The sequence below is a fragment of the Microbacterium alkaliflavum genome, assembly GCF_044325405.1.
Taxonomy (GTDB): Bacteria; Actinomycetota; Actinomycetes; order Actinomycetales; family Microbacteriaceae; genus Microbacterium; species Microbacterium alkaliflavum.
In genome coordinates this window covers 840,081-859,327 of sequence record NZ_JBIQWL010000002.1, presented here as the reverse complement: position 1 = coordinate 859,327, position 19,247 = coordinate 840,081, and the positions used below count along the sequence as shown (strand labels likewise).

At 70.2% G+C, this 19,247-nt stretch carries 20 protein-coding genes; 8 read left to right on the top strand and 12 right to left on the bottom strand.

All coding sequences use genetic code 11. From position 1 onward, the window contains the following. The first annotated feature begins 146 nt into the window (after nucleotides 1-146). The gene (locus ACH3VR_RS09010; protein ID WP_396640423.1) at nucleotides 147-1,502 is read left to right on the top strand and encodes a PhoH family protein; all 1,356 of its coding nucleotides are present in this window, start codon (nucleotides 147-149) and stop codon (nucleotides 1,500-1,502) included. 191 nt (nucleotides 1,503-1,693) lie between these two features. Beyond that, nucleotides 1,694-2,296, top strand: a complete 603-nt coding sequence (locus ACH3VR_RS09005) for a hypothetical protein (protein ID WP_396640422.1) — start codon at nucleotides 1,694-1,696, stop codon at nucleotides 2,294-2,296. Nucleotides 2,297-2,426: 130 nt separating this feature from the next. Here the strand turns inward: ACH3VR_RS09005 and ACH3VR_RS09000 are convergent, their stop codons facing one another. The 8 genes from ACH3VR_RS09000 to ACH3VR_RS08965 form a co-directional block, all read right to left on the bottom strand. Beyond that, complete coding sequence (locus ACH3VR_RS09000; protein ID WP_396640421.1) at nucleotides 2,427-3,083, bottom strand: response regulator transcription factor; 657 nt, start codon at nucleotides 3,081-3,083, stop codon at nucleotides 2,427-2,429. Continuing rightward, the gene (locus ACH3VR_RS08995) at nucleotides 3,080-4,606 is read right to left on the bottom strand and encodes a sensor histidine kinase (protein WP_396640420.1); all 1,527 of its coding nucleotides are present in this window, start codon (nucleotides 4,604-4,606) and stop codon (nucleotides 3,080-3,082) included. Before ACH3VR_RS08995 ends, ACH3VR_RS09000 begins: the two co-directional genes overlap by 4 nt. A 51-nt stretch (nucleotides 4,607-4,657) precedes the next feature. Further along, nucleotides 4,658-6,052 carry a class II fumarate hydratase gene (locus ACH3VR_RS08990; RefSeq protein WP_396640419.1) on the bottom strand — a complete coding sequence of 465 codons (1,395 nt, stop codon included), beginning with the start codon at nucleotides 6,050-6,052 and terminating at the stop codon, nucleotides 4,658-4,660. A 28-nt stretch (nucleotides 6,053-6,080) separates the two neighbouring features. Continuing rightward, the gene (locus ACH3VR_RS08985; protein ID WP_396640418.1) at nucleotides 6,081-6,722 is read right to left on the bottom strand and encodes a carbonic anhydrase; all 642 of its coding nucleotides are present in this window, start codon (nucleotides 6,720-6,722) and stop codon (nucleotides 6,081-6,083) included. After that, nucleotides 6,719-7,360 carry a DUF4245 family protein gene (locus ACH3VR_RS08980; protein WP_396640417.1) on the bottom strand — a complete coding sequence of 214 codons (642 nt, stop codon included), beginning with the start codon at nucleotides 7,358-7,360 and terminating at the stop codon, nucleotides 6,719-6,721. The genes ACH3VR_RS08985 and ACH3VR_RS08980 overlap by 4 nt, the downstream gene beginning before the upstream one ends. Then, nucleotides 7,360-7,602, bottom strand: coding sequence for an exodeoxyribonuclease VII small subunit (locus ACH3VR_RS08975; RefSeq protein ID WP_396640416.1), 243 nt, complete (start codon nucleotides 7,600-7,602; stop codon nucleotides 7,360-7,362). The genes ACH3VR_RS08980 and ACH3VR_RS08975 overlap by 1 nt, the downstream gene beginning before the upstream one ends. Nucleotides 7,603-7,665: 63 nt before the next feature. Beyond that, entirely contained in the window at nucleotides 7,666-8,967 is a 1,302-nt protein-coding gene (gene xseA / locus ACH3VR_RS08970) for an exodeoxyribonuclease VII large subunit (RefSeq protein WP_396640415.1), read from the bottom strand. After that, nucleotides 8,964-10,136 (bottom strand): low temperature requirement protein A, encoded by a 1,173-nt coding sequence (locus tag ACH3VR_RS08965; RefSeq protein ID WP_396640414.1) that lies wholly within the window; start codon nucleotides 10,134-10,136, stop codon nucleotides 8,964-8,966. Before ACH3VR_RS08965 ends, xseA begins: the two co-directional genes overlap by 4 nt. Before the next feature lie 107 nt (nucleotides 10,137-10,243). Here ACH3VR_RS08965 and ACH3VR_RS08960 point away from each other — a divergent pair, with 107 nt between their 5' ends. The 4 genes from ACH3VR_RS08960 (at nucleotide 10,244) to ACH3VR_RS08945 (ending at nucleotide 13,102) form a co-directional block, all read left to right on the top strand. After that, a complete protein-coding gene (locus ACH3VR_RS08960; RefSeq protein ID WP_396640469.1) occupies nucleotides 10,244-11,284 on the top strand; it encodes a 4-hydroxy-3-methylbut-2-enyl diphosphate reductase in 1,041 nt (346 codons plus the stop codon). Next, nucleotides 11,281-11,838, top strand: coding sequence for a DUF6264 family protein (locus ACH3VR_RS08955; protein ID WP_396640413.1), 558 nt, complete (start codon nucleotides 11,281-11,283; stop codon nucleotides 11,836-11,838). Before ACH3VR_RS08960 ends, ACH3VR_RS08955 begins: the two co-directional genes overlap by 4 nt. Nucleotides 11,839-11,903: 65 nt before the next feature. Continuing rightward, a complete protein-coding gene (locus ACH3VR_RS08950; protein WP_396640412.1) occupies nucleotides 11,904-12,410 on the top strand; it encodes a sigma-70 family RNA polymerase sigma factor in 507 nt (168 codons plus the stop codon). Further along, nucleotides 12,407-13,102, top strand: coding sequence for a zf-HC2 domain-containing protein (locus ACH3VR_RS08945; RefSeq protein ID WP_396640411.1), 696 nt, complete (start codon nucleotides 12,407-12,409; stop codon nucleotides 13,100-13,102). Before ACH3VR_RS08950 ends, ACH3VR_RS08945 begins: the two co-directional genes overlap by 4 nt. An 82-nt stretch (nucleotides 13,103-13,184) precedes the next feature. Here ACH3VR_RS08945 and fbaA read toward each other — a convergent pair whose 3' ends face one another. After that, nucleotides 13,185-14,216 carry a class II fructose-bisphosphate aldolase gene (gene fbaA, locus ACH3VR_RS08940; protein ID WP_396640410.1) on the bottom strand — a complete coding sequence of 344 codons (1,032 nt, stop codon included), beginning with the start codon at nucleotides 14,214-14,216 and terminating at the stop codon, nucleotides 13,185-13,187. Nucleotides 14,217-14,404: 188 nt separating this feature from the next. Here fbaA and glpX point away from each other — a divergent pair, with 188 nt between their 5' ends. Both glpX and ACH3VR_RS08930 read left to right on the top strand, forming a co-directional pair. Then, entirely contained in the window at nucleotides 14,405-15,394 is a 990-nt protein-coding gene (glpX, locus tag ACH3VR_RS08935; RefSeq protein WP_396640409.1) for a class II fructose-bisphosphatase, read from the top strand. A gap of 117 nt (nucleotides 15,395-15,511) precedes the next feature. Then, a complete protein-coding gene (locus ACH3VR_RS08930; RefSeq protein WP_396640408.1) occupies nucleotides 15,512-15,715 on the top strand; it encodes a UDP-N-acetylmuramyl pentapeptide phosphotransferase in 204 nt (67 codons plus the stop codon). 326 nt (nucleotides 15,716-16,041) lie between these two features. Here the strand turns inward: ACH3VR_RS08930 and ACH3VR_RS08925 are convergent, their stop codons facing one another. The 3 genes from ACH3VR_RS08925 to ACH3VR_RS08915 form a co-directional block, all read right to left on the bottom strand. Continuing rightward, nucleotides 16,042-17,361, bottom strand: a complete 1,320-nt coding sequence (locus ACH3VR_RS08925) for a DNA recombination protein RmuC (RefSeq protein WP_396640407.1) — start codon at nucleotides 17,359-17,361, stop codon at nucleotides 16,042-16,044. A 337-nt stretch (nucleotides 17,362-17,698) separates the two neighbouring features. Further along, nucleotides 17,699-18,616: an HNH endonuclease signature motif containing protein gene (locus ACH3VR_RS08920; RefSeq protein WP_396640406.1), complete on the bottom strand. Its 918-nt coding sequence runs from the start codon at nucleotides 18,614-18,616 to the stop codon at nucleotides 17,699-17,701. A 19-nt stretch (nucleotides 18,617-18,635) separates the two neighbouring features. After that, complete coding sequence (locus tag ACH3VR_RS08915; RefSeq protein ID WP_396640405.1) at nucleotides 18,636-19,160, bottom strand: hypothetical protein; 525 nt, start codon at nucleotides 19,158-19,160, stop codon at nucleotides 18,636-18,638. Nucleotides 19,161-19,247: the final 87 nt, after the last annotated feature.

Genomic DNA, 19,247 nt, shown 5'->3' with positions numbered 1-19,247 from the left:
AGCGTGTCTGCGCTTCGCTGTCACATCGCCGACGTAGTTTCATCCCAACGGGCAAGGAGCCCGTTCGAGTCGGCCGCCAGTTCGCGACTCGTGACAGTGGTCGACTCGCTGACTGCCGGGTGACGAACCCGGGGCGGGAGTCGGTTGTGACCACACGAGCACCACACAGGCAGTACCGCGAGACGGCCGACGAGGTCGACGAGCTGGGGGAGGTGCTCAGGACTTATGTGCTGGACACCTCGGTGCTGCTGAGCGATCCGCGGGCGTTCTTCCGCTTCGCCGAGCACAACGTCGTGATCCCGGTCGTCGTGATCACCGAGCTCGAGGGCAAGCGGCACGATCCCGAGATCGGCTATTTCGCCCGTCAGGCCCTGCGTCACCTCGACGAGCTGCGCATCGAGCACGGACGCCTCGACTTCCCCGTCCCCGTCGGCGACGACGGCACGCTCCGCGTCGAGCTGAACAACACCGACGCGAGCGTCCTCCCGTCGGGCATGCGGCTCGGCGACAACGACAGCCGCATCCTCGCGGTCGCCATGCATCTCGCCCACGACGGGCAGGAGGTGACCGTCGTCTCGAAGGACCTGCCGATGCGGGTCAAGGCAGCCTCTCTCGGAATCTCGGCCGAGGAGTACCTCGCGGAGCAGGCGATCGACTCGGGCTGGACCGGCATCGCGACGATCGATGTCGCGGGCGACGAGATCAGCGACCTCTACGAGAGCGAGGTCGGGACGAGCGAGGAGATCATCGGACTGCCGGTCAACACGGGCCTCATCATCCACTCCGAGCGGGGCTCCGCGCTCGGCCGCGTCACCGACGACGGCTCGTACCGGCTCGTGCGCGGCGACCGCGAGGTCTTCGGCCTGCACGGCCGCTCGGCTGAGCAGCGCATCGCGATCGACCTCCTCCTCGACCCCGATGTCGGCATCGTGTCGCTAGGCGGGCGCGCCGGCACCGGCAAGTCGGCCCTCGCGCTGTGCGCAGGCCTCGAGGCCGTCCTCGAGCGCCAGCAGCACAAGCGGATCATCGTCTTCCGGCCGCTGTTCGCCGTCGGGGGTCAGGAGCTCGGCTACCTCCCCGGCGACCAGCAGGAGAAGATGAACCCCTGGGGGCAGGCCGTCTACGACACCCTCGGCTCGGTCGTCTCGGGGAACGTCGTCGAAGAGGTCATCGCACAGGGGATGCTCGAGGTGCTGCCGCTCACGCACATCCGCGGGCGATCGCTTCACGATGCCTTCGTGATCGTCGATGAGGCCCAGTCGCTCGAGCGCAATGTCCTTCTGACGGTGCTCAGCCGTATCGGCCAGAACTCGCGCGTCGTCCTGACCCACGACGTGGGCCAGCGCGACAACCTGCGCGTCGGCCGGCACGACGGCGTGGCCTCCGTCATCGAGACGCTCAAAGGCCACGACCTGTTCGGCCACGTGACGCTCGTGCGCAGCGAGCGCTCCGCGATCGCGGCGCTCGTGACCGACCTCCTGGAGGCCGGCGAGCTCGCCTGATCACCTGCGAGAGGGGCGGGGATGCGGCATCCCCGCCCCTCTTGCCGTGCATGCGGACGCATGAGCATGAGAAGAGTCTCATCTGTCTCTCCTCCTCCTCTCACCCTGGTCTGCGACCATGGAGGAGGCGCACCGGTGAACTGCGGCGCGCCGATCGGGCCCTGCGGGGCGAATCGACACGGGAGCTTCGAGTGGACGGACGAGCGGGATTCGCGGCAGGCGGTTTCGTCGCCGGCGCCGCCGCCGTCGCTGTCGCCTGCGCCGTGACGCTGAGCAACAGCGCCGCGCTGGCCGATGCTCCCGGCACGGCGGTGAACGTCGGCGTCGTCCGCGTGACGCCGTCGTCGAGCACTTCGTCGGCGACCCCCACGCCGACGCAGGCTGCGACCGCCGCCACCGAGATCCCGGCCTCTGCGCCGACGGCCGAGATCGTCCCCGCTCCCGATCCGCAGGATGTCGCGCAGTCGGCGCCTGTCGCGCCCGCCGAATCGGCGGCCACGGCACCGACCGCGCAGACACCCGCCGCCGACGCGAGCCAGGAGGAGATCGTCGCCGACGCGCTCCGCACCCGCTCGTGGGACCGCCTTCGGGCGTGGGCCGAGACCCACGGCTGGTCGCGTGACCAGGTCTCACGCTGGATCGTCAAGCTCCAGGACGAGCTCGATCAGGCGAACGAGAAGTCGTCGAACACCTCACAGACTCCCGCGAATGCGGGTGACACATCCGGGCACGGGAAATCTTCCTGGACCGGATCGAAGAGAGATCAATCGCCCAAGCCCCCACGAGGCGATTGACCCGGGTTGGAGTCCCCCAGCTCCGACCCTTTCCCAGCCCCCGGTGTCCCCCAGCACCGGGGGCTTCTCTTCGTCCTGAGACAGCCCCCGAGGCCGGGGGCAGGACGCCCGCGCCGTCGGCGGGCGAGGGCTACTCCCAGCGGTAGCCGGCCCCGCGCACCGTGACGATGTGCTGGGGTCCGAGCTTTCCGCGCAGGTACCGCACGTACACGTCGACGACGTTCGAGCCCGGGTCGAAGTCGAGGCCCCACACGCGGCTCAGCAGCTGCTCGCGGCTGAGCACGTGACCAGGGTTGCGCAGGAACTGCTCGGCGAGCGCGAACTCGCGCGCCGACAGTTCGACCTCCCGCCCGCCGACGGTGGCCCGGCGGGCCAGGATGTCGAGAACGACGTCGCCGTGCACGAGAGACGTCGAGGTGGGACCGCTGCTCTCGCGCAGTCGCGACCGGACGCGGGCGAGGAGCTCGTCGAACGTGAACGGCTTCGACATGTAGTCGTTGGCGCCCGCGTCGAGACCCTCGACCGTGTCGCGGGTCGACGAGCGGGCGGTGAGCATGATCACCGGCACGAGGCTGCCCCGCGCGCGGAGCTCGCGGAGCACCTCGAAGCCGTCCATCGTGGGCAGGCCCACATCGAGCAGCACGAGGTCGATATCGGGCCGGAGAGCGCGTTCGAGCGCCTCCGCGCCGTCGTCCGAGATGGCCGTCGTGTAGCCCGCCGCTTCGAGCCCACGGCTCACGAAGGCGGCGATGCGAGGCTCGTCCTCGACGATGAGGATGCGCGTCATCCGGATGCCTCTCGCTGGAGCACGACGTCGCCTGCGCGCACGGGCTGGGGCAGCTCGGACGTCGGCAGGGGGACATGGATCGTGAACGTCGCGCCGCCGCCCGGGGTGTCGGTGACGACGCAGCGCCCGCCGTGCCCCTTCATGATGGCGTCGACGATCGCCAGGCCGAGCCCCGACCCGCCGACCGTGCGCTTGCCGTGCGCCCGGTCGAATCGTCGGAAGATGCGATGGCGGGCGGCGGGCGGGATGCCGGGACCGTGGTCGCGCACCCAGAGATGCGCGCCGTCGGCGTCCAGCGCGCTCCCGATCTCGATGGTCGAGTCCGCCGGCGTGTACTTCGCGGCGTTGTCGGCGAGCTGCAGCCACGCCTGCAGCAGTCGGTCGTGGTCGCCCTGGATGGTGCCGCTCGCCTGCTGCACGACCCGCCAGGTGTGACCGGGGATCATCGCGACGAGCTCGCCGACGCGCGAGGTCAGCGCCGTGATGTCGACGTCGCTCATCGCGAACTGCTCGCCCTCGACGGCGGCGAGCAGATCGATGTCGTCGACGAGCCGCGTCATGCGGTCGAGCTCGGCGATGCCGATGTCGCGGGCGCTCTCGACGTCGACGGCATCCCGGGGGTTCATCATCTCGAGGTACCCGCGCACGATCGTGATGGGCGTCTTGAGCTCGTGGCGCACATCGTCGAGCAGCTGCCGCTGCACGTCGACCGACCCCTCGAGCCGGTCGAGCATCGAGTTGACGGTGCGCGAGAGGTCGGAGATGTCGTTGTTGCCCTGCTCCGGCAGGCGCGGTGACAGATCGGTGAGGGTGATCGAGTCGGCGGCATCCCGGATCGACCGGATGGGGGACAGGAGCCGCCCTGCGACGAACCAGCCCACGATCGCGATGGCGAGCACCATCGCGACGGCGGCGATCCAGTAGGTCGTGACGGCGGCCGTGACCGGTGCGAGCTCGGCGGTCAGGTCGACGGCGCGGATGTACACGCCCTGCTCGGAGGAGCCCGGCACTTCGATCGGGATCGCGATGTAGCGCAGCGACCCCTCGTCGGTGACGGCGGTGCCGATCTTCGTCTCGCCGCCGCGCGTCTCGGCCACGGCACGGGCGATGAGTTCCTTGTCGTCGGAGATGTCGAACCCCGAGAGCGTGTCGGGCTTCCAGCGCGGCACGCCGTCGATGACCGCGACGGCGGCCTCGTTCCGTCCCGTCACGAGCCGTGCGACCACTGTCCGCAGATAGTCCGAGACGGAGTCGAACTGGGTGCGGTCGATCTGCTCGGTGGCGGTCGCGGGCGTCGCGGCGGGCGAGGGAGACGGCGTGGTCGTCGGGTCGCCGTCGGCCCCCGCGATCGCGTTCAGGCTCGCCACCTGCGCCTGCAGGCGGTCGTCGACGTCGTTCAGCACGCGCTCGCGCTGCACGAGGAAGGTCACGCTGCCCACGATCGCCAGACCCACGCACGCCACCGCCAGGATCGCCCCGAGGATGCGTGCGCGCGCCGAGATGGGCCGGGGCGAGCGCGTCATTACCTGATTATCGTCCCGCCCTGGCCCGGGCGATACGCAGTGGCCTGGGGATCATCCAGGGTGGGTCATCGAGAGGAGGTCGAGCTTCTCGTCGAGCTGCTCGAGGGTGAGCTCGCCGCGCTCGACATAGCCGAGGTCGATGACGGCCTCACGCACCGTGATGCCCTTCGCGACGGAGTGCTTCGCGATCTTCGCGGCCGCCTCGTAGCCGATGAGCTTGTTGAGCGGCGTCACGATCGACGGCGACATGCCGGCGTAGGCCGCTGCGCGCTCGACGTTGGCCTCGAGGCCCCTGATCGTCTTGTCGGCGAGGATGCGCATCGAGTTCGCGAGGAGGCGGATCGACTCGAGGAGCGCCGTGCCCATGACGGGGATGGCGACGTTGAGCTCGAAGAGGCCCGAGGCGCCCGCCCACGCGATCGTCGCGTCGTTGCCGATGACGCGCGCGCACACCATGAGCGTCGCCTCCGGGACGACGGGGTTGACCTTGCCGGGCATGATCGACGAGCCGGGCTGCAGATCGGGGATGTGCAACTCGCCGAGGCCGGTGTTGGGGCCGGAGCCCATCCAGCGCAGGTCGTTGTTGATCTTCGTGAGCGACACCGCGATCGTGCGGAGAGCGCCGGAGGCCTCGACGAGGCCGTCGCGGTTGGCCTGGGCCTCGAAGTGGTCCTTCGCCTCGGTGATGGGAAGCTCGGTGTCGGCGACGATGAGCTCGAGCACCTTCTGCGGGAAGCCGAGCGGAGTGTTGATCCCGGTGCCGACGGCGGTGCCGCCGAGCGGCACCTCAGCGACGCGGGGGAGCACGGACTGCACGCGCTCGATGCCCAGGCGCATCTGCCGGGCGTAGCCGCCGAATTCCTGGCCGAGAGTGACCGGCGTGGCATCCATGAGGTGCGTGCGGCCCGACTTCACGACCGTCTTCCACTCCTCGGCCTTCGCCTCGAGCGCGACGGCCAGGTGGTCGAGCGCGGGGATCAGGTCGTCGATGAGCTCCTGCGTCACGGCGATGTGCACCGACGTCGGGAAGACGTCGTTCGACGACTGCGACGCGTTGACGTGGTCGTTGGGGTGCACGGTCTGACCGAGATCGGCCGTCGCGAGCGTCGAGAGCACCTCGTTCATGTTCATGTTCGACGAGGTGCCCGAGCCGGTCTGGTACACGTCGATCGGGAACTGGTCGGCGTACTCGCCGGCGATGATGCGGTCGGCGGCGCGGCCGATCGCGTCGGCGATGGCGCCGTCGAGAGTGCCGAGCTCCTTGTTCGCGAGCGCCGCGGCCTTCTTGATCCGCGCGAGGGCGACGATCTGCGCGGGGTCGAGGGCATCGCCCGAGATGGGGAAGTTCTCGACGGCGCGCTGCGTCTGCGCCGCGTAGAGCGCGTCCTTGGGCACGCGCACTTCGCCCATCGTGTCGTGTTCGATGCGGTACTCGGTGTCGGTCACGTCTTCGTCCTCCGGAGTGGGTGTGGAATCAGGCGGCGTCGGAGACGTCGCCCACGATGATGTCGGGCACGGCCGTGCCCTCGGACAAGCGGTAGTTGGCGCCGACGATCGCGAGGCGGCCCTCGGCGACGGCGTCGCTGATGAGCTCGGACGAGTGCAGCAGCTCGGCGACGGTGTCGCGCAGGTGCTCGCGCCCGACGGCCTCGGGCACGACATCGCCGTCGGGTCCTGCGGCCTTGATGACGCGGCGCACTGCGGGCACGATGGGGGCGATCTGGCGCCAGATGTTCGCGGGAAGCGCCGGAGCATCCGCCTGGGTGCTGTCGATCGCGGCGGCGACCGCGCCGCACGCGTCGTGGCCCAGCACGATGATGAGCGGCACCTCGAGCACCGCGACGGCGTACTCGAGGCTCCCGATCACGGAGTTCGAGCTCACCTGGCCGGCATTGCGGATGACGAAAAGGTCGCCGAGGCCCTGGTCGAAGATGATCTCGGCCGCGAGGCGCGAGTCGGAGCAGCCGAAGAGTGCGGCGTGCGGACGCTGGCCGTCGGCGAGCTCGTGACGTCGATCGACGTCCTGCCGCGGATGCTGCGGAGCACCGTCGACGAAGCGGGCGTTGCCGGCGACCATCTGCTGCCAGACCTCGCGCGGGGTGCTCACCTGAGTCATCGTGACCTTTCGTTCATCGTGTCGACCTGGTCGGCGACGGCGGCGGCGGCCCTCTCGGCCGTCTTCTGGTCGGTCGAGCCGTAGATGAGCACCGTGTCGTCGCCGGCCTTCGTGCTCAGGGCGATCGAGACGTTGCCGGCCCGCTCCGGATCGGAGATCTCGTAGACGTCCCACACGACACCGTCGACGGTGACGGTCCCGTCGACGCCCGCGCCCTTCAGGACGCGCGTCGGCCACGACTCGTCGGCGTCGAATCCCTGGGCGACCCGCAGGTACCCGGAGGTCTCGCTCGGCACGTAGACGATCGTCCAGGCGCTCACCGAGTCGCCCTCGATGCGCGCGGAGTTGGCGGTCCACGTGGCGGGAACGTCGGGCACGATGACCGTGCGGTCCTCGGCGGAGGCGACCTGCTCTGCGACGGCGGAGACATCGACGGCCTTCGCGGCCGGGAGCTCGCCGCGTGGGACCGCGAAGGCGATGACGGCGACGACGGCGAGCGTCGCCAGGAGCGCCGCGACGAGGTTGCGCGTGTTCTGGCTCGCCCGATACGCGGCCGAGAAGGTCGCCTTGCGCTCGGCGGTCTCCTCCGGTGTCTCCGGGCGGCCCAGTTCGGCGACCACCCGCGGGGTTTTCGACATCACGCCTCCGCGCCCTCCGGAGTGGCGCGCGCGGCCTCGAGCCGGCGCTTCGCGCCCAGCAGCCACTCCTCGCAGCGCGCCGCGAGGGCCTCGCCGCGCTCCCACAGCGCGAGCGACTGCTCGAGGGTCGGCGCACCCTGTTCGAGCTCGCCGACGACGCGGATCAGCTCGTCGCGAGCCTGCTCGAACGACAGAGTGGCGACGTCGGGAAGCCCTTCGCTCGACACGCTCATGGCTTCCATCCTAGATCGGCGGCCTGACAGCCTCCCGCCGGTTGGCTCGACGTCGAGCGACTGCCGGGGTGCTCAGCGCTCCGCGACCGAGGCATCCGTCCCGCCCTCCGCGATCTCCCCGTCGGAGTGCGCGGCGAACGACCCGCGGCCGACCGTGACGACGACGCTCGCGCCGCTCGGGGCCTGGCTCGCGTCGCGCACGATGACGCCGTCTGTCAGATGCGCGATCGCGTAGCCGCGGGCGAGGGTCGAGGCGGGAGAGAGGGCGCGCAGCGTCGCGCGCAGCTCGGCGGCACGCCGCGACTGCGTCTCGAGTCGTCGGTCGACCACGTCGCGTCCTCGCGCGACCTGCAGCCACAGCTGGTGCGAGCGCGACTCGAGCATCGACTCGGGCGCGCGCAGCGCCGGTCGCGAGCGCAGCTGCTCGAGCTGGGCGATGTCGTGCTGCAGGCGGTGTGTGAGCCGGGTGGCGAGCCGCGCGCGAAGCTGGGCGACGAGCGCACGCTGCTCCGCGACGTCGGGGACCACGCGCTTGGCGGCGTCGGTCGGCGTCGAAGCCCGGAGGTCGGCGACGTCGTCGAGGAGCGGGCGGTCGTTCTCGTGCCCGATCGCGCTGACGACGGGAGTGGATGCCGCGGCCACGGCCCGTACGAGCCGCTCGTCGCTGAACCCGAGCAGGGTCTGCGGGTCGCCGCCGCCGCGGGCGATGATGATGACGTCGACGTCGGGGGCGGCATCCAGCGCCTTCAGCGCCGCGATCGTCTCGGGAACGCACCGCTCGCCCTGCACCGCCGCGTACTTCGTGACGAACCGCACCTGCGGCCAGCGCAGCTCGGCGTTGCGGTGCACGTCCTTCTCGGCGTCGGAGTTCTCCCCCGTGATGAGTCCGATCGTGTGGGGCAGGAACGGGAGCCGCTTCTTGCGCGACGGGTCGAAGAGGCCCTCGGCGCGCAGCTGCGCGCGCAGCCGCTCGAGGCGCTCGAGCTGGTCGCCGAGTCCGATGTGGCGCATCGCCGAGACGGTGAAGCTGAAGTCGCCCTGCTTGACGAAGTAGTCGGCCTTGACGCACGCGACGACGTGGTCGCCCACCTTCAGATCGCCGGGCGTGCGCTGCAGCGTCTTCGACCACAGCCGGAACGAGATGAGGGAGTCGGATCCGAGGTCTTTGAGGCGTCCGAAGACATTCCCGCCGCGCAGGTTCCACGACGTGATCTCGCCCTCGACCCAGACGAAGCCCCACTTCTCGATGAAGCCGCGGATCGTCTCGTTGAGGCGCGAGACCGACGTGGGCGACTGCTGGCTCGAGTCGCGCGGATGCACCGAGTCGGCGGGAGGCGACTGGCCGGGCACGGCGACAGGTTCGAAATGCGTCATGCGGGGGCATCCGATCGGCGGGGGAGGGCGGGGGAGCGGCGGGCGTTCTCCACCACGAGGACGGCGACGACGACGGCGAGGAGCGCAGCCGGCTGCCAGGCCCCCGCGACGGCGATGCCGACCCATGCGGTCGCCGCCGCGAGGGGCGCCGCCACGAGCCGCGTCGCGACGGGACCGAGGTCGAGCGTGCCGCGGTACGCCGCGTCGCCTGCCAGGTAGAGGGCGACACCGCCGCCGATCAGCCACGCGTCGGCGGGCTCGAGCGGTGCGAACGGGTCGACGAACAGTCCGTGCAGCCCCGCGGCCAGCAGCAGCAGGCCGAAGATCATCGCGAGGTGCTCGAGGTAGAAGGCCAGCAGCGCGACGCCGGTGCGACGCGCGGGGGCCACGGCGTTCATCCGCGCCTCGGCGCGCGTGTCGTCGCCGTCGAAATAGCACCACCACAGCGCCGAGACGAGGGCGACGGCCAGCACGGTGCCGACCAGCAGCGAGGCTCCGATCTCGTGCTCGGTGGCGCCGACGCCGACCGAGACGATCGACTCGCCGAACGCGATGATCATGAGCAGGCCGTGGCGCTCGACCATATGCGATGCGCCGGGGTCGAACCCGCCGCGTGCACTCAGCAGGGCGCTGGCGAGGAACAGCAGCAGCGGCACGGTGAACAGCACCCAGTCGAGCGGGCCCTCGACGAAGCCCGAGACGACCAGGAGCACACCGACCAGGACGTTCGACGTGCCGACGACGATCATGCGCCGGCCGGCGGCCGCACCACCGAGCGCGATGAAGAGCGCGGCGTGGATCACGGCGACGACGATGTAGCTCACCCCGAAGAGCACACCCGTCGACCCGAATGCGTCGGGGATCGCGAGCGACATCACCAGGAACGCCGCCATCGCGCCGATGAGGGCGATGCGATACCCGGTGCTGTCGGGCGCGGCCTGATTGGTGAGCCATGCGAACGCGTCGTACATCCACCACACCAGCGCGAGGACGAGGGCGCCCTGCGCGACGCCCGCCGCATCGGGACGATGGACCACGATCTCGGCGACCCGGCTCATCGTGAAGACGAAGACGAGGTCGAAGAGCAGCTCGATCGTCGAGACCCGCGACGCGACGCGCGCGACTCGGGTCTGCGGCCCCGCGGGCGCGGGGCGGGACCAGGATGCCACCCGGTCACGGTAGCGCACGCCTCCGACGGAGGTCCCGTGACGGTGCCGCCGGGCGGGCCTCGGGAACGCCCGCCTAGAATCGGAGGGTGACCACCCCGGCTGTCCGCATGCCCGTCCCGCACGTCCCGCGGCGCCGTGAGCGCCTTCAGGATGTCCCCGTGAGCGGGCAGAAGCGCGTGCTGCTGGCCTCGCCGCGAGGCTACTGCGCGGGTGTCGACCGCGCCGTCATCGCCGTCGAGAAGGCGCTCGAGCGCTTCGGCGCGCCGGTGTACGTGCGCAAGCAGATCGTGCACAACATCCACGTCGTGACCGAGCTCGAGCAGCAGGGCGCGATCTTCGTCGACGAGGTCGACGAAGTGCCCGAGGGCGCGCACGTCGTGTTCAGCGCGCACGGCGTGTCGCCGGCGGTCGTGAACGCGGCATCCGATCGGGGTCTGCAGGCCATCGACGCGACGTGCCCGCTCGTGACCAAGGTGCACCGCGAGGCCGTGCGCTTCGCGCGCGACGACTTCGAGATCCTCCTCATCGGGCACGAGGGGCACGAAGAAGTCGAGGGCACGGCGGGAGAGGCCCCCGAACACGTGACCATCGTGAATTCGCCCGCCCACGCCGACACCGTCGTCGTCCGCGACCCGAGCAAGGTCGTGTGGCTCTCGCAGACGACGCTCTCGGTCGACGAGACGATGGAGACGGTCCGGCGCCTGCGCGAGCGGTTCCCCGAGCTGCAGGATCCGCCGTCGGACGACATCTGCTACGCGACGCAGAACCGCCAGGTCGCCATCAAGAAGGTCGCGAAGGACGCCGACCTCGTCATCGTCGTGGGCTCGGCCAACTCGTCCAACAGCGTGCGCCTCGTCGAGGTCGCGCTGGAGCACGGCGCCAAGGCCGCGTACCGCGTCGACTACGCCGACGAGGTCGAGCAGGCGTGGCTCGACGGGGTCTCGACGGTCGGCGTCACCTCAGGTGCATCAGTGCCCGAGGTGCTCGTGCAGGAGGTGCTCGAAGAGCTCGCCGGCGCCGGCTACCGCGACGTCGAAGAGGTGCGCACGGCCGAGGAGGACCTCATGTTCTCGCTCCCCAAGGAGCTGAGGCAGGATGCCGCCGGCAAGCGCGACGACCGCGCACTGGGCGGTCGGGGCCGCGCATGAGCGACGACGAGCGCCCACGCCCTCAGTTCGGCGAGTACGCGACGCCGGAGGAGCAGCGCGCGCGCATCCAGCAGCCCGACGCCTCGTGGGCCATCGAGACAGGTCAGGCTCCCGGCGAGACGACGCCCCCGGCACTGCCGGCTCCGGCACCCGCGTGGGGTCCGCCGCCGCCGTCACCTCGGGCGATGCGCAATGCCGACCGCACGGCGACACTCATCCTGCTCATCATCGGCGCCTTCAACGTCGCCGTGACGGCCTACTCCTACTTCGACCTCGCGTCGCTCGCCGACCAGGCGATGAAGATCCTCGGCATCGAGGGAGAGTTCACCAACACCGCGTCGGCGCAGCTGTGGGGCCCGATCGCGGCGGGCGTGCTCATCGTCGGTTACCTTCTGACGGCCGTGCTGTCGTGGCTGAACCTGCGAGCCGGACGTGTGACCTGGTGGATCCCGCTCGTCGGCGCGCTCGTCACATACCTCGGCGTCTACGTCTGTCTCGCGGTGCCGCTCATGGGCGATCCCGCCTTCACCCAGTTCGTGACTACCGGGGGCTGAGCAGCCCCTGAACGGCTGAACCTTCCGGGTCAGCGCATCGTGCTTCCTTCGAGGAGGTGTGTGGGATGCCGTCCGATGACGAAGAGCGCTTGACGGCGCTCTACGACGCCCATGCCGCGCCCGTGTGGCGCTACGTGGTGCGCCTGACCGGTGATCGGGCGGGTGCCGACGACGTCGTGCAGGAGACGCTGCTGCGCGCGTGGCGCACGCCGAAGATCCTCGAGGAGGATCCGTCGACGACGCGCGCGTGGATGTTCACCGTCGCGCGGCGACTCGTGATCGACGAGGCGCGCAGTGCGCGGCGCAGGCACGAGCGGGCGGTCGCGGAGCTTCCCGAGCGCGCGATGGGCGACAACACCGACGCCCTGTTCGAGGCGATCCTCATCGAGGAGGCGCTCGCGTCGCTGAGCGTCGAGCACCGGTCGGTCATCGTGCAGGCGTACTACCGCGGACTCAGCATCGCCCAGACGGCGGCCGAGCTCGGCATCCCGGAGGGCACCGTCAAATCCAGACTCCATTACGGCCTGCGCGGGCTCCGGCTCGCGCTTCAGGAGAGGGGGGTGACCCGATGAACCCCGATCACCCGCGCTTCGCACAATGGGATGCCGCGTACGTCCTCGGCGCCCTTTCGCCGGCCGAGCGCCGTGAGTTCGAGGCGCACCTCGAGATGTGCCCGGACTGCCGGCACGCGATCGCCCAGCTCGCGCCGACGGTCGGGCTGCTGTCGCGGATCTCGGCGGAGGATGCCGTCCGGATCGACGCCGTCCCGCCGCCGGCAGAGGAGCCCGACCATCCCGCGGAGGTGCTGTCGCTCGCCCGCGAGCGCGCGCATCGGCGTCGCCGCTCGCGCATCATCGGGCTCGCCGTCGCGGCCGTGCTGGTCATCGTGGCGCTCGCCGTGCCGTTCGCGGTCACGGGGGTGCGGCCGCCCGCGCAGACGTTCGCGCTCGAGAGCGTCGTGGAGACCCCCCTGCAAGCCGGAGTGCGCCTCACCTCGGTCGCGTGGGGAACGCGCATCGACCTGAACTGCCGCTATCCCGAAGAGGACGATGCGGACGGCCCCGTGTGGACCTACGCGCTCGCCGTCGTCGGCGCCGACGGGACCGCGCAGACCGTCTCGACGTGGAAGGCGGGGCCCGGCTCGACGGCCCGATTGTCGGCCGGCACGGCGCTCGATGTCGCCGACATCCGCGCGGTCGAGATCCGCACCGCGTCGGGAACGGTCCTCATGTCCTACGACCTGCCGGCCGCGACGAGCGGGTGAGTTCGCTCGTCAGTGAGAGCCGGACAAGCGGAAGGGGATGCCGCGGCCCGTGGCCGAGGCATCCCCTTCACTGTTCCGAGAGTCAGACGCCGAGCGACTTGCCCGCCGACCCGAGCTGCTGCGTCGCTTCGACGACGCGAGCCGCCATCGCCGACTCGGCGATCTTGCCCCAGGCGCGGGGGTCGTAGGCCTTCTTGTTGCCGACCTCGCCGTCGACCTTCAGGACGCCGTCGTAGTGCGAGAACATGAAGCCCGCGACGGACCGGGTGAAGGCGTACTGGGTGTCGGTGTCGATGTTCATCTTCACGACGCCGTTCGCGACGGCCTCGGCGATCTCTTCGTCGCTCGAGCCGCTGCCGCCGTGGAAGACGAGGTCGAGGGGCTTGGCGCCGGTGCCGAACTGCGCAGCGATGCCCTGCTGGATCTCGCCGAGCAGCTCGGGCTTGAGCTTGACGTTGCCCGGCTTGTAGACGCCGTGCACGTTGCCGAAGGTGAGCGCCGCGATGTAGCGGCCGTTCTCGCCGAGGCCGAGAGCCTCGACGAACTTCGAGACGTCGCCCGTCGTCGTGTAGAGGGCGTCGTTGGTGCCCTCGTGCTTGACGCCGTCCTCTTCGCCGCCGACGACGCCGATCTCGACCTCGAGGATGGCGTTGATGTTCTTGAGGCGGGGGAGGAGCTCTTTCGCGATCTCGACGTTCTCGTCGAGCGGCACGGCCGAGCCGTCCCACATGTGCGACTGGAAGATCGGGTTGCGGCCCGCCTTGACCTCCTCCTCCGAGGCGGCGATCAGGGGGAGCACGAAGTCCTCGAGCGCCGGCTTGGGGCAGTGGTCGGTGTGGAGGGCGACCGTGATGGGGTAGCTCTTGGCGACCTCGGTCACGAACTTCGCGAAGGCGAGCGCGCCCGTGGCACGCGCCTTGACGGTGTGGCCGGCGAAGTAGTCGGCGCCGCCCGTCGTGACCTGGATGATGCCGTCGGAACCGGCCTCCGTGAGACCCTGCAGGATCGCGTTGATCGACTGCGAGCTCGCGGCGTTGATCGCGGGGTACGCGAAGCCGCCGGCCTTCGCGCGGTCCAGCATCTCGGCGTACTGCTCTGGGGTGGCGACAGGCATGTCGTGCTCCTTGTTCGGGGACGTTCACGGCAACTCTAGCGAAGGGGCGTCCGCGCACGGGATGCCCCGCTTCCATGCGGCGGGACAGGGCGGGCCGTCCTTCCCAGGGTGAAAGATTCGCGAATCCTTCACGCCGGAGTGGCCGAAATCCTGATTCTCCGAGAATGCTCGGGGCTAGGCTGACGCCCATGGTGAGCCTGACCGAAGACATGAGCCCTCTGCACCCCGATCGCAACCTCGCCCTCGAGCTGGTGCGGGCCACCGAAGCGGCGGCCATCCGGGCCGTGCCGTTCATCGGTCGCGGCCAGAAGGAGCTCGCCGACGGCGCCGCCGTCGACGCGATGCGCGCGTTCCTGACGACCGTCAACTTCGACGGCGTCATCGTCATCGGCGAGGGCGAGAAGGACGACGCGCCGATGCTGTTCAACGGCGAGGCGGTCGGCAACGGGCGCGGCCCGCAGTGCGACATCGCCGTCGACCCGATCGACGGCACGACGCTGACGGCGGAGGGTCGCAACAACGCCCTCTCGGTGATCGCGGTGTCCGACCGCGGCACGATGCTCGACGCCTCCTCTGTGTTCTACATGGACAAGCTCGTGACCGGTCCCGCCGGGGTCGGCGTCGTCGACATCCGTCTCCCGATCGGCGAGAACATCCGCCTCCTCGCGAAGGCGCTCGGCAAGCCCGTCGACGAGCTCGTCGTCTCGGTGCTCAACCGACCACGCCACGCGCAGCTCATCGAGGAGATCCGGGATGCCGGCGCGGGCACGCGCCTCATGTCCGACGGCGACGTCGCCGGCGGCATCAACGCCGCCCGCCACAACGCCCGCACCGACATGTGCGTCGGTGTCGGGGGCAGCCCTGAGGGCATCGTGACGGCGTGCGCCATCAAGGCGCTCGGCGGGCATATCCAGGGCCGTCTCTGGCCGCGCGACGACGACGAGAAGCAGAAGGGCATCGACGCAGGGCTCAAGCTCGACGACTTCGTCTACGAGGCCGACGACCTCGTCACAGGGAAGAACACGCTCTTCGTCGCGACGGGCGTCACCAACGGCGAGCTGGTGGGCGGAGTGCGCCGTGACGGCGACTGGATCTACACGGAGAGCGTCGTGCTGCGCGGGGCATCCGGCACGCTGCGGCGCATCACGTCGGAGCACCTCACCTCGAAGTGGCTCTGACCAGCCGGTAACGGCGCTCTGAGCGACGCGTGCCGAGCCCTCCCGGGTTCGGAACGAAGGTTCTGGCAGAATGGTCGAGGCGCTGACCCCGGCGCCGAGCACGTCGGAGGGAACCCCATGGCCGCTCAGAGCACGGGCCCGCAGACGGGAGCGCAGGCCGTCGTCAGGAACGCCCAGGACCCCGCGCGCCGACCCGACGTCTTCTTCCGGAAGCGTCGCGACGAGGGTCACCAGCCATCCGTGTGGTGGATGATCGGCGCGTTCGTGCTCGTATCCGCAGCTGTCATCGCGCTCATGAGCCTCGTGCCGGGCGGCGCCTGACCCGCAGTCGGGTCGGTTGGGTCGGCGCGCCCGGATCGTGCGGTGACGCACGTTCGCGGCGCGTTTCGCCTGGGTCATTCGACGGGTGTGATCCGATCGCGGAGGTGGCGTGCGTTCGCGACCCGTGCGCCCGGTCGCTCGACCGGCACGACCGGCACGACGGGTGACGCGCGGGCGCGACCCGTGCCCCCGGCCACTCGCCCGGTGCAATGGATGACGCGTGCGCGAACGGTTCGTGTGGTCACTCGACCGGCGCGATCCGATCGCCCCGTGGGTCGCGTGGCGAACGGTTCGTGTGGTCACTCGACCGGCGCGATCCGATCTGGTCACTCGACCGGTGCGATCCGACCGCGCAGGTCGCCGAGGTCTGCCGTCGTCGTCGGTGAGGCTGAATCGAGCTGCGGCTCGTCCTCGCCCGTATCCAGCTCTTCGAGCAGCTCGGGTGCCGTGAGGCGCCGTGGCGCGCGCTCGATCGCCGGCGGAGATGCCAGCGCGTCGAGCCTCGTCGCATCGATGCCGGGGAAGCGACGGGCAGAGACGAGAACCCTCGACTCCAGCGATCCGGCGAACTTGTTGTAGCTGTCGACGGTGCGCTCGATCGCCCGCCTCAGGTCGTCGGCGTGGCTCGCGAGCGATCCGAGCCGTCCGTAGAGCTCGTTCCCGAGCTCGAACAGCGTCCGCGCCTCCTGCGAGACATCCTGCTGCGTCCAGGTGAAGGCGACCGTCTTCAGCACGGCCCACAGGTTGACGGGCGAGGCGAGCGCGACGCGCCGCCCGAACGCGTAGTCGAGGAGCGCGGGGTCTTCCTCGAGAGCGGCGGCCAGGAGGGATTCGCTGGGCACGAAGCAGACGACGAACTCCGGGCTCGACGACAATCCGGCCCAGTAGGTCTTCTTCGCGAGGGCGTCCACGTGCGCCCGCACGGCCTTGACGTGCTTCTCGAGGAGCGCCTTGCGACGCGCGCCTTCGGGACCCTGCGCCGTCAAAGGGATAGCGCTCGCCTCGAGATAGGCGTCGAGCGGCACCTTCGCGTCGACGGCCAGCGCCTTGTCGCCGGGCAGGCGGATGACCATGTCGGGGCGGCCGGCTCCGGCATCCGTCATGATCGACGTCTGCGTCTCGAAGTCGACGTACCGCGTGAGCCCCGCCGCCTCGACGACGCGGCGCAGCTGCGTCTCGCCCCAGACGCCCCGCGTGCTGCCCGAGCGCAGCGCGCTCGCGAGGGATTCGGTCGTGGCGCGCAGCGCCTCGTCGGAGTCGTGGGCACGACGCAGCTGCTCGGTGAGCGAGCCGAACTGCTCCTGGCGGTCGCGCTCCAGCGCATCGACCTTCTGCTGCATCGTGTGCAGCGTCTCGCTCACGGGGGCGAGTGCCCGCAGGACGGCCTGTTCGCGGCGCTCGCGCTCCTCGCGTGCGGCCTGATCCGAGCGCGTCTGCGCCGCGAGCTCCCGGTAGAGGATCTGCTGGTGGTCGAGCTGCGCCTGGACTCCGGCACGCGCGGCATCGGCGGCGGCGAGCCGCGCCCGGAGGTCGGCGTGCTCGCGCGTGGAGCGCGTCGCACCGCGGGCGAGCCCCGCGAACCACCCGGCCAGCATGCCGGCGGCGAGGGCGCCGATCACGAGGATCGAGACGAGAAGTGCATCCATTCCATGAGGATGACGGATGCCTCCGACATCGCCGCCGCGAACGCGCCGCAGTCGAGCTCCGGAGCCGTGCGCAGCGCCGGGGGCTATGGCTCACCCAGTCGGGGTCGAGCGCTGCTGCGGGACCCGGAGTCGAAGACGGGGGCGCGGCCAGCGCCGAAGCGCCCTATCATCGGCGTGGCAATGGCTCCGGTGGTTGGTTCAGCCGTGGATCTGGGTCGCGAGCCGACCGCGGAGCGCATCAGCGACGTGCCGCAAAGCCGAGGGCGCGCGCGTGCGGAACGTCTATCCGACGGAGGAGGCCCACTCGAGCCTGTTGGCGGTCTTTCACCTCGGACGGTCAGAACGGTGCGTCGTCCTCACCACCCGTGTCGCACTCCGAGGTGTCGATGGCACTCTCGGGACGTTCCTGCCCGGCATGGTCCTGGCCGGCATCGTCCTCCTCAGAACGTTCCTGCGCGGGATCGCCGTGACCTGGATCGTCCTGCCCGGAATCGTCCTGCCCGGAATCCGCGTCGGGACGGAAGCTGACCGGGATGGGCGGACGATCGATGTACACGAGGCCCAGGGGCGACGTCCATTCCATGACGCCGCCTTCGAGCTGACGCACCTGCCACGGAGTGAACTGCTTCATCGAATGATGTCGTTGGCACAGGTGGCCGAGGTTGCACCGGGCAGTCCTTCCGCCCAGCGCCGCGTCGTGGCTATGGTCCACTTCGCAACGGACGGCGGGCAGCCGGCATCCGGGGAATCGACATCGCTGATCGCGGCCCCGCAGGAACCGGTCGAGGGAAGCCGGACGCTCATAGGTGTCGACCTCGATGACGGATCCGCTGACGGGATCGGTGAGGATCCGTTCGATCGGATGTCGCGTGGACCCGAGCAGCGCGCGGGCGGTCTCTGCGTCGATCGGTGAACGCCCCACCAGATCGGCTGGTCCTTCGTCGACTCCGAGCAATGTGAGGGCCGGCACGACGACCTGTACGCGCGCGCGGATCGCGCCGAGGAGGCCTGGTCCGTCGTCTGTGCGAGTCGGGTCGGCGTCGGGTGCGGCGGTCAGGAGCGTGTCTGCCAGGATGTCGGCGCGGATCTGGTCGAGCGTGCGCTCATCGCTCGCGAGCACCTCGTCTTCGTCGTCAGCATTCCTACGCGCGTCGCCAATGGCAAGACCCTGCGCGGTGAGCCGGTCGTAGACCGCATGCGCCAGCACCGTGGGAAGCGTGGCGATGAGGTCGGACATGCCCTCGCCGAGATCCACGACGCGAACGTTTCGGGTCTCACGCGCCTCCTGATGGCGTTCGGTGAAGGGTGCGCGGGTGCAGACGCGCAGCAAGGATCTCCAGCCGCGACTTCACGCGTGCCGGCGTGTCTTCCTGGCAGATGGCGATCGCTACCGCCTCGAAGTCCGAACGGGCTTCGGGCGGCAGAGATGCGCCGATCTCCGTGATCAGACGCTGATGGCGTTCGGTGATCTCGTTGCGCTTTCCGGCCTCGAACGTGCGCGGGTAGAGCTCCGTGAGCTCGCGCGCGTCGCCGATGCGTCGCTGCACCGTGCGGTCGTCCATCGAGAGGATGCCGGCGAACTCGGCGGCTATGGAGCGCAGCGCCATGTCGTGGTCGCGGACCCGGGAGTCGCTCGTCGATGCGACCGCTTCGGCGACTCTGCCGCCCTGTGCGAGAGCGGTCGTCACGGTCGCGCGTGCCTCGGCGGCCATTGCCAGACCCCGCTGCAAGAGATGAACGGCATCGGCGAGCGCCGCCGATTGCGCGCCGGTGAAACCGACGATGCCTTCGTGATGCATGTGCCCCCTCAAGGAGCCGCAGCACGCTGGTGCTGCGACTCGCCGGGGCACTCGGCGTTTTGTCGTCATCGGAAGGTGTCTTCCGAC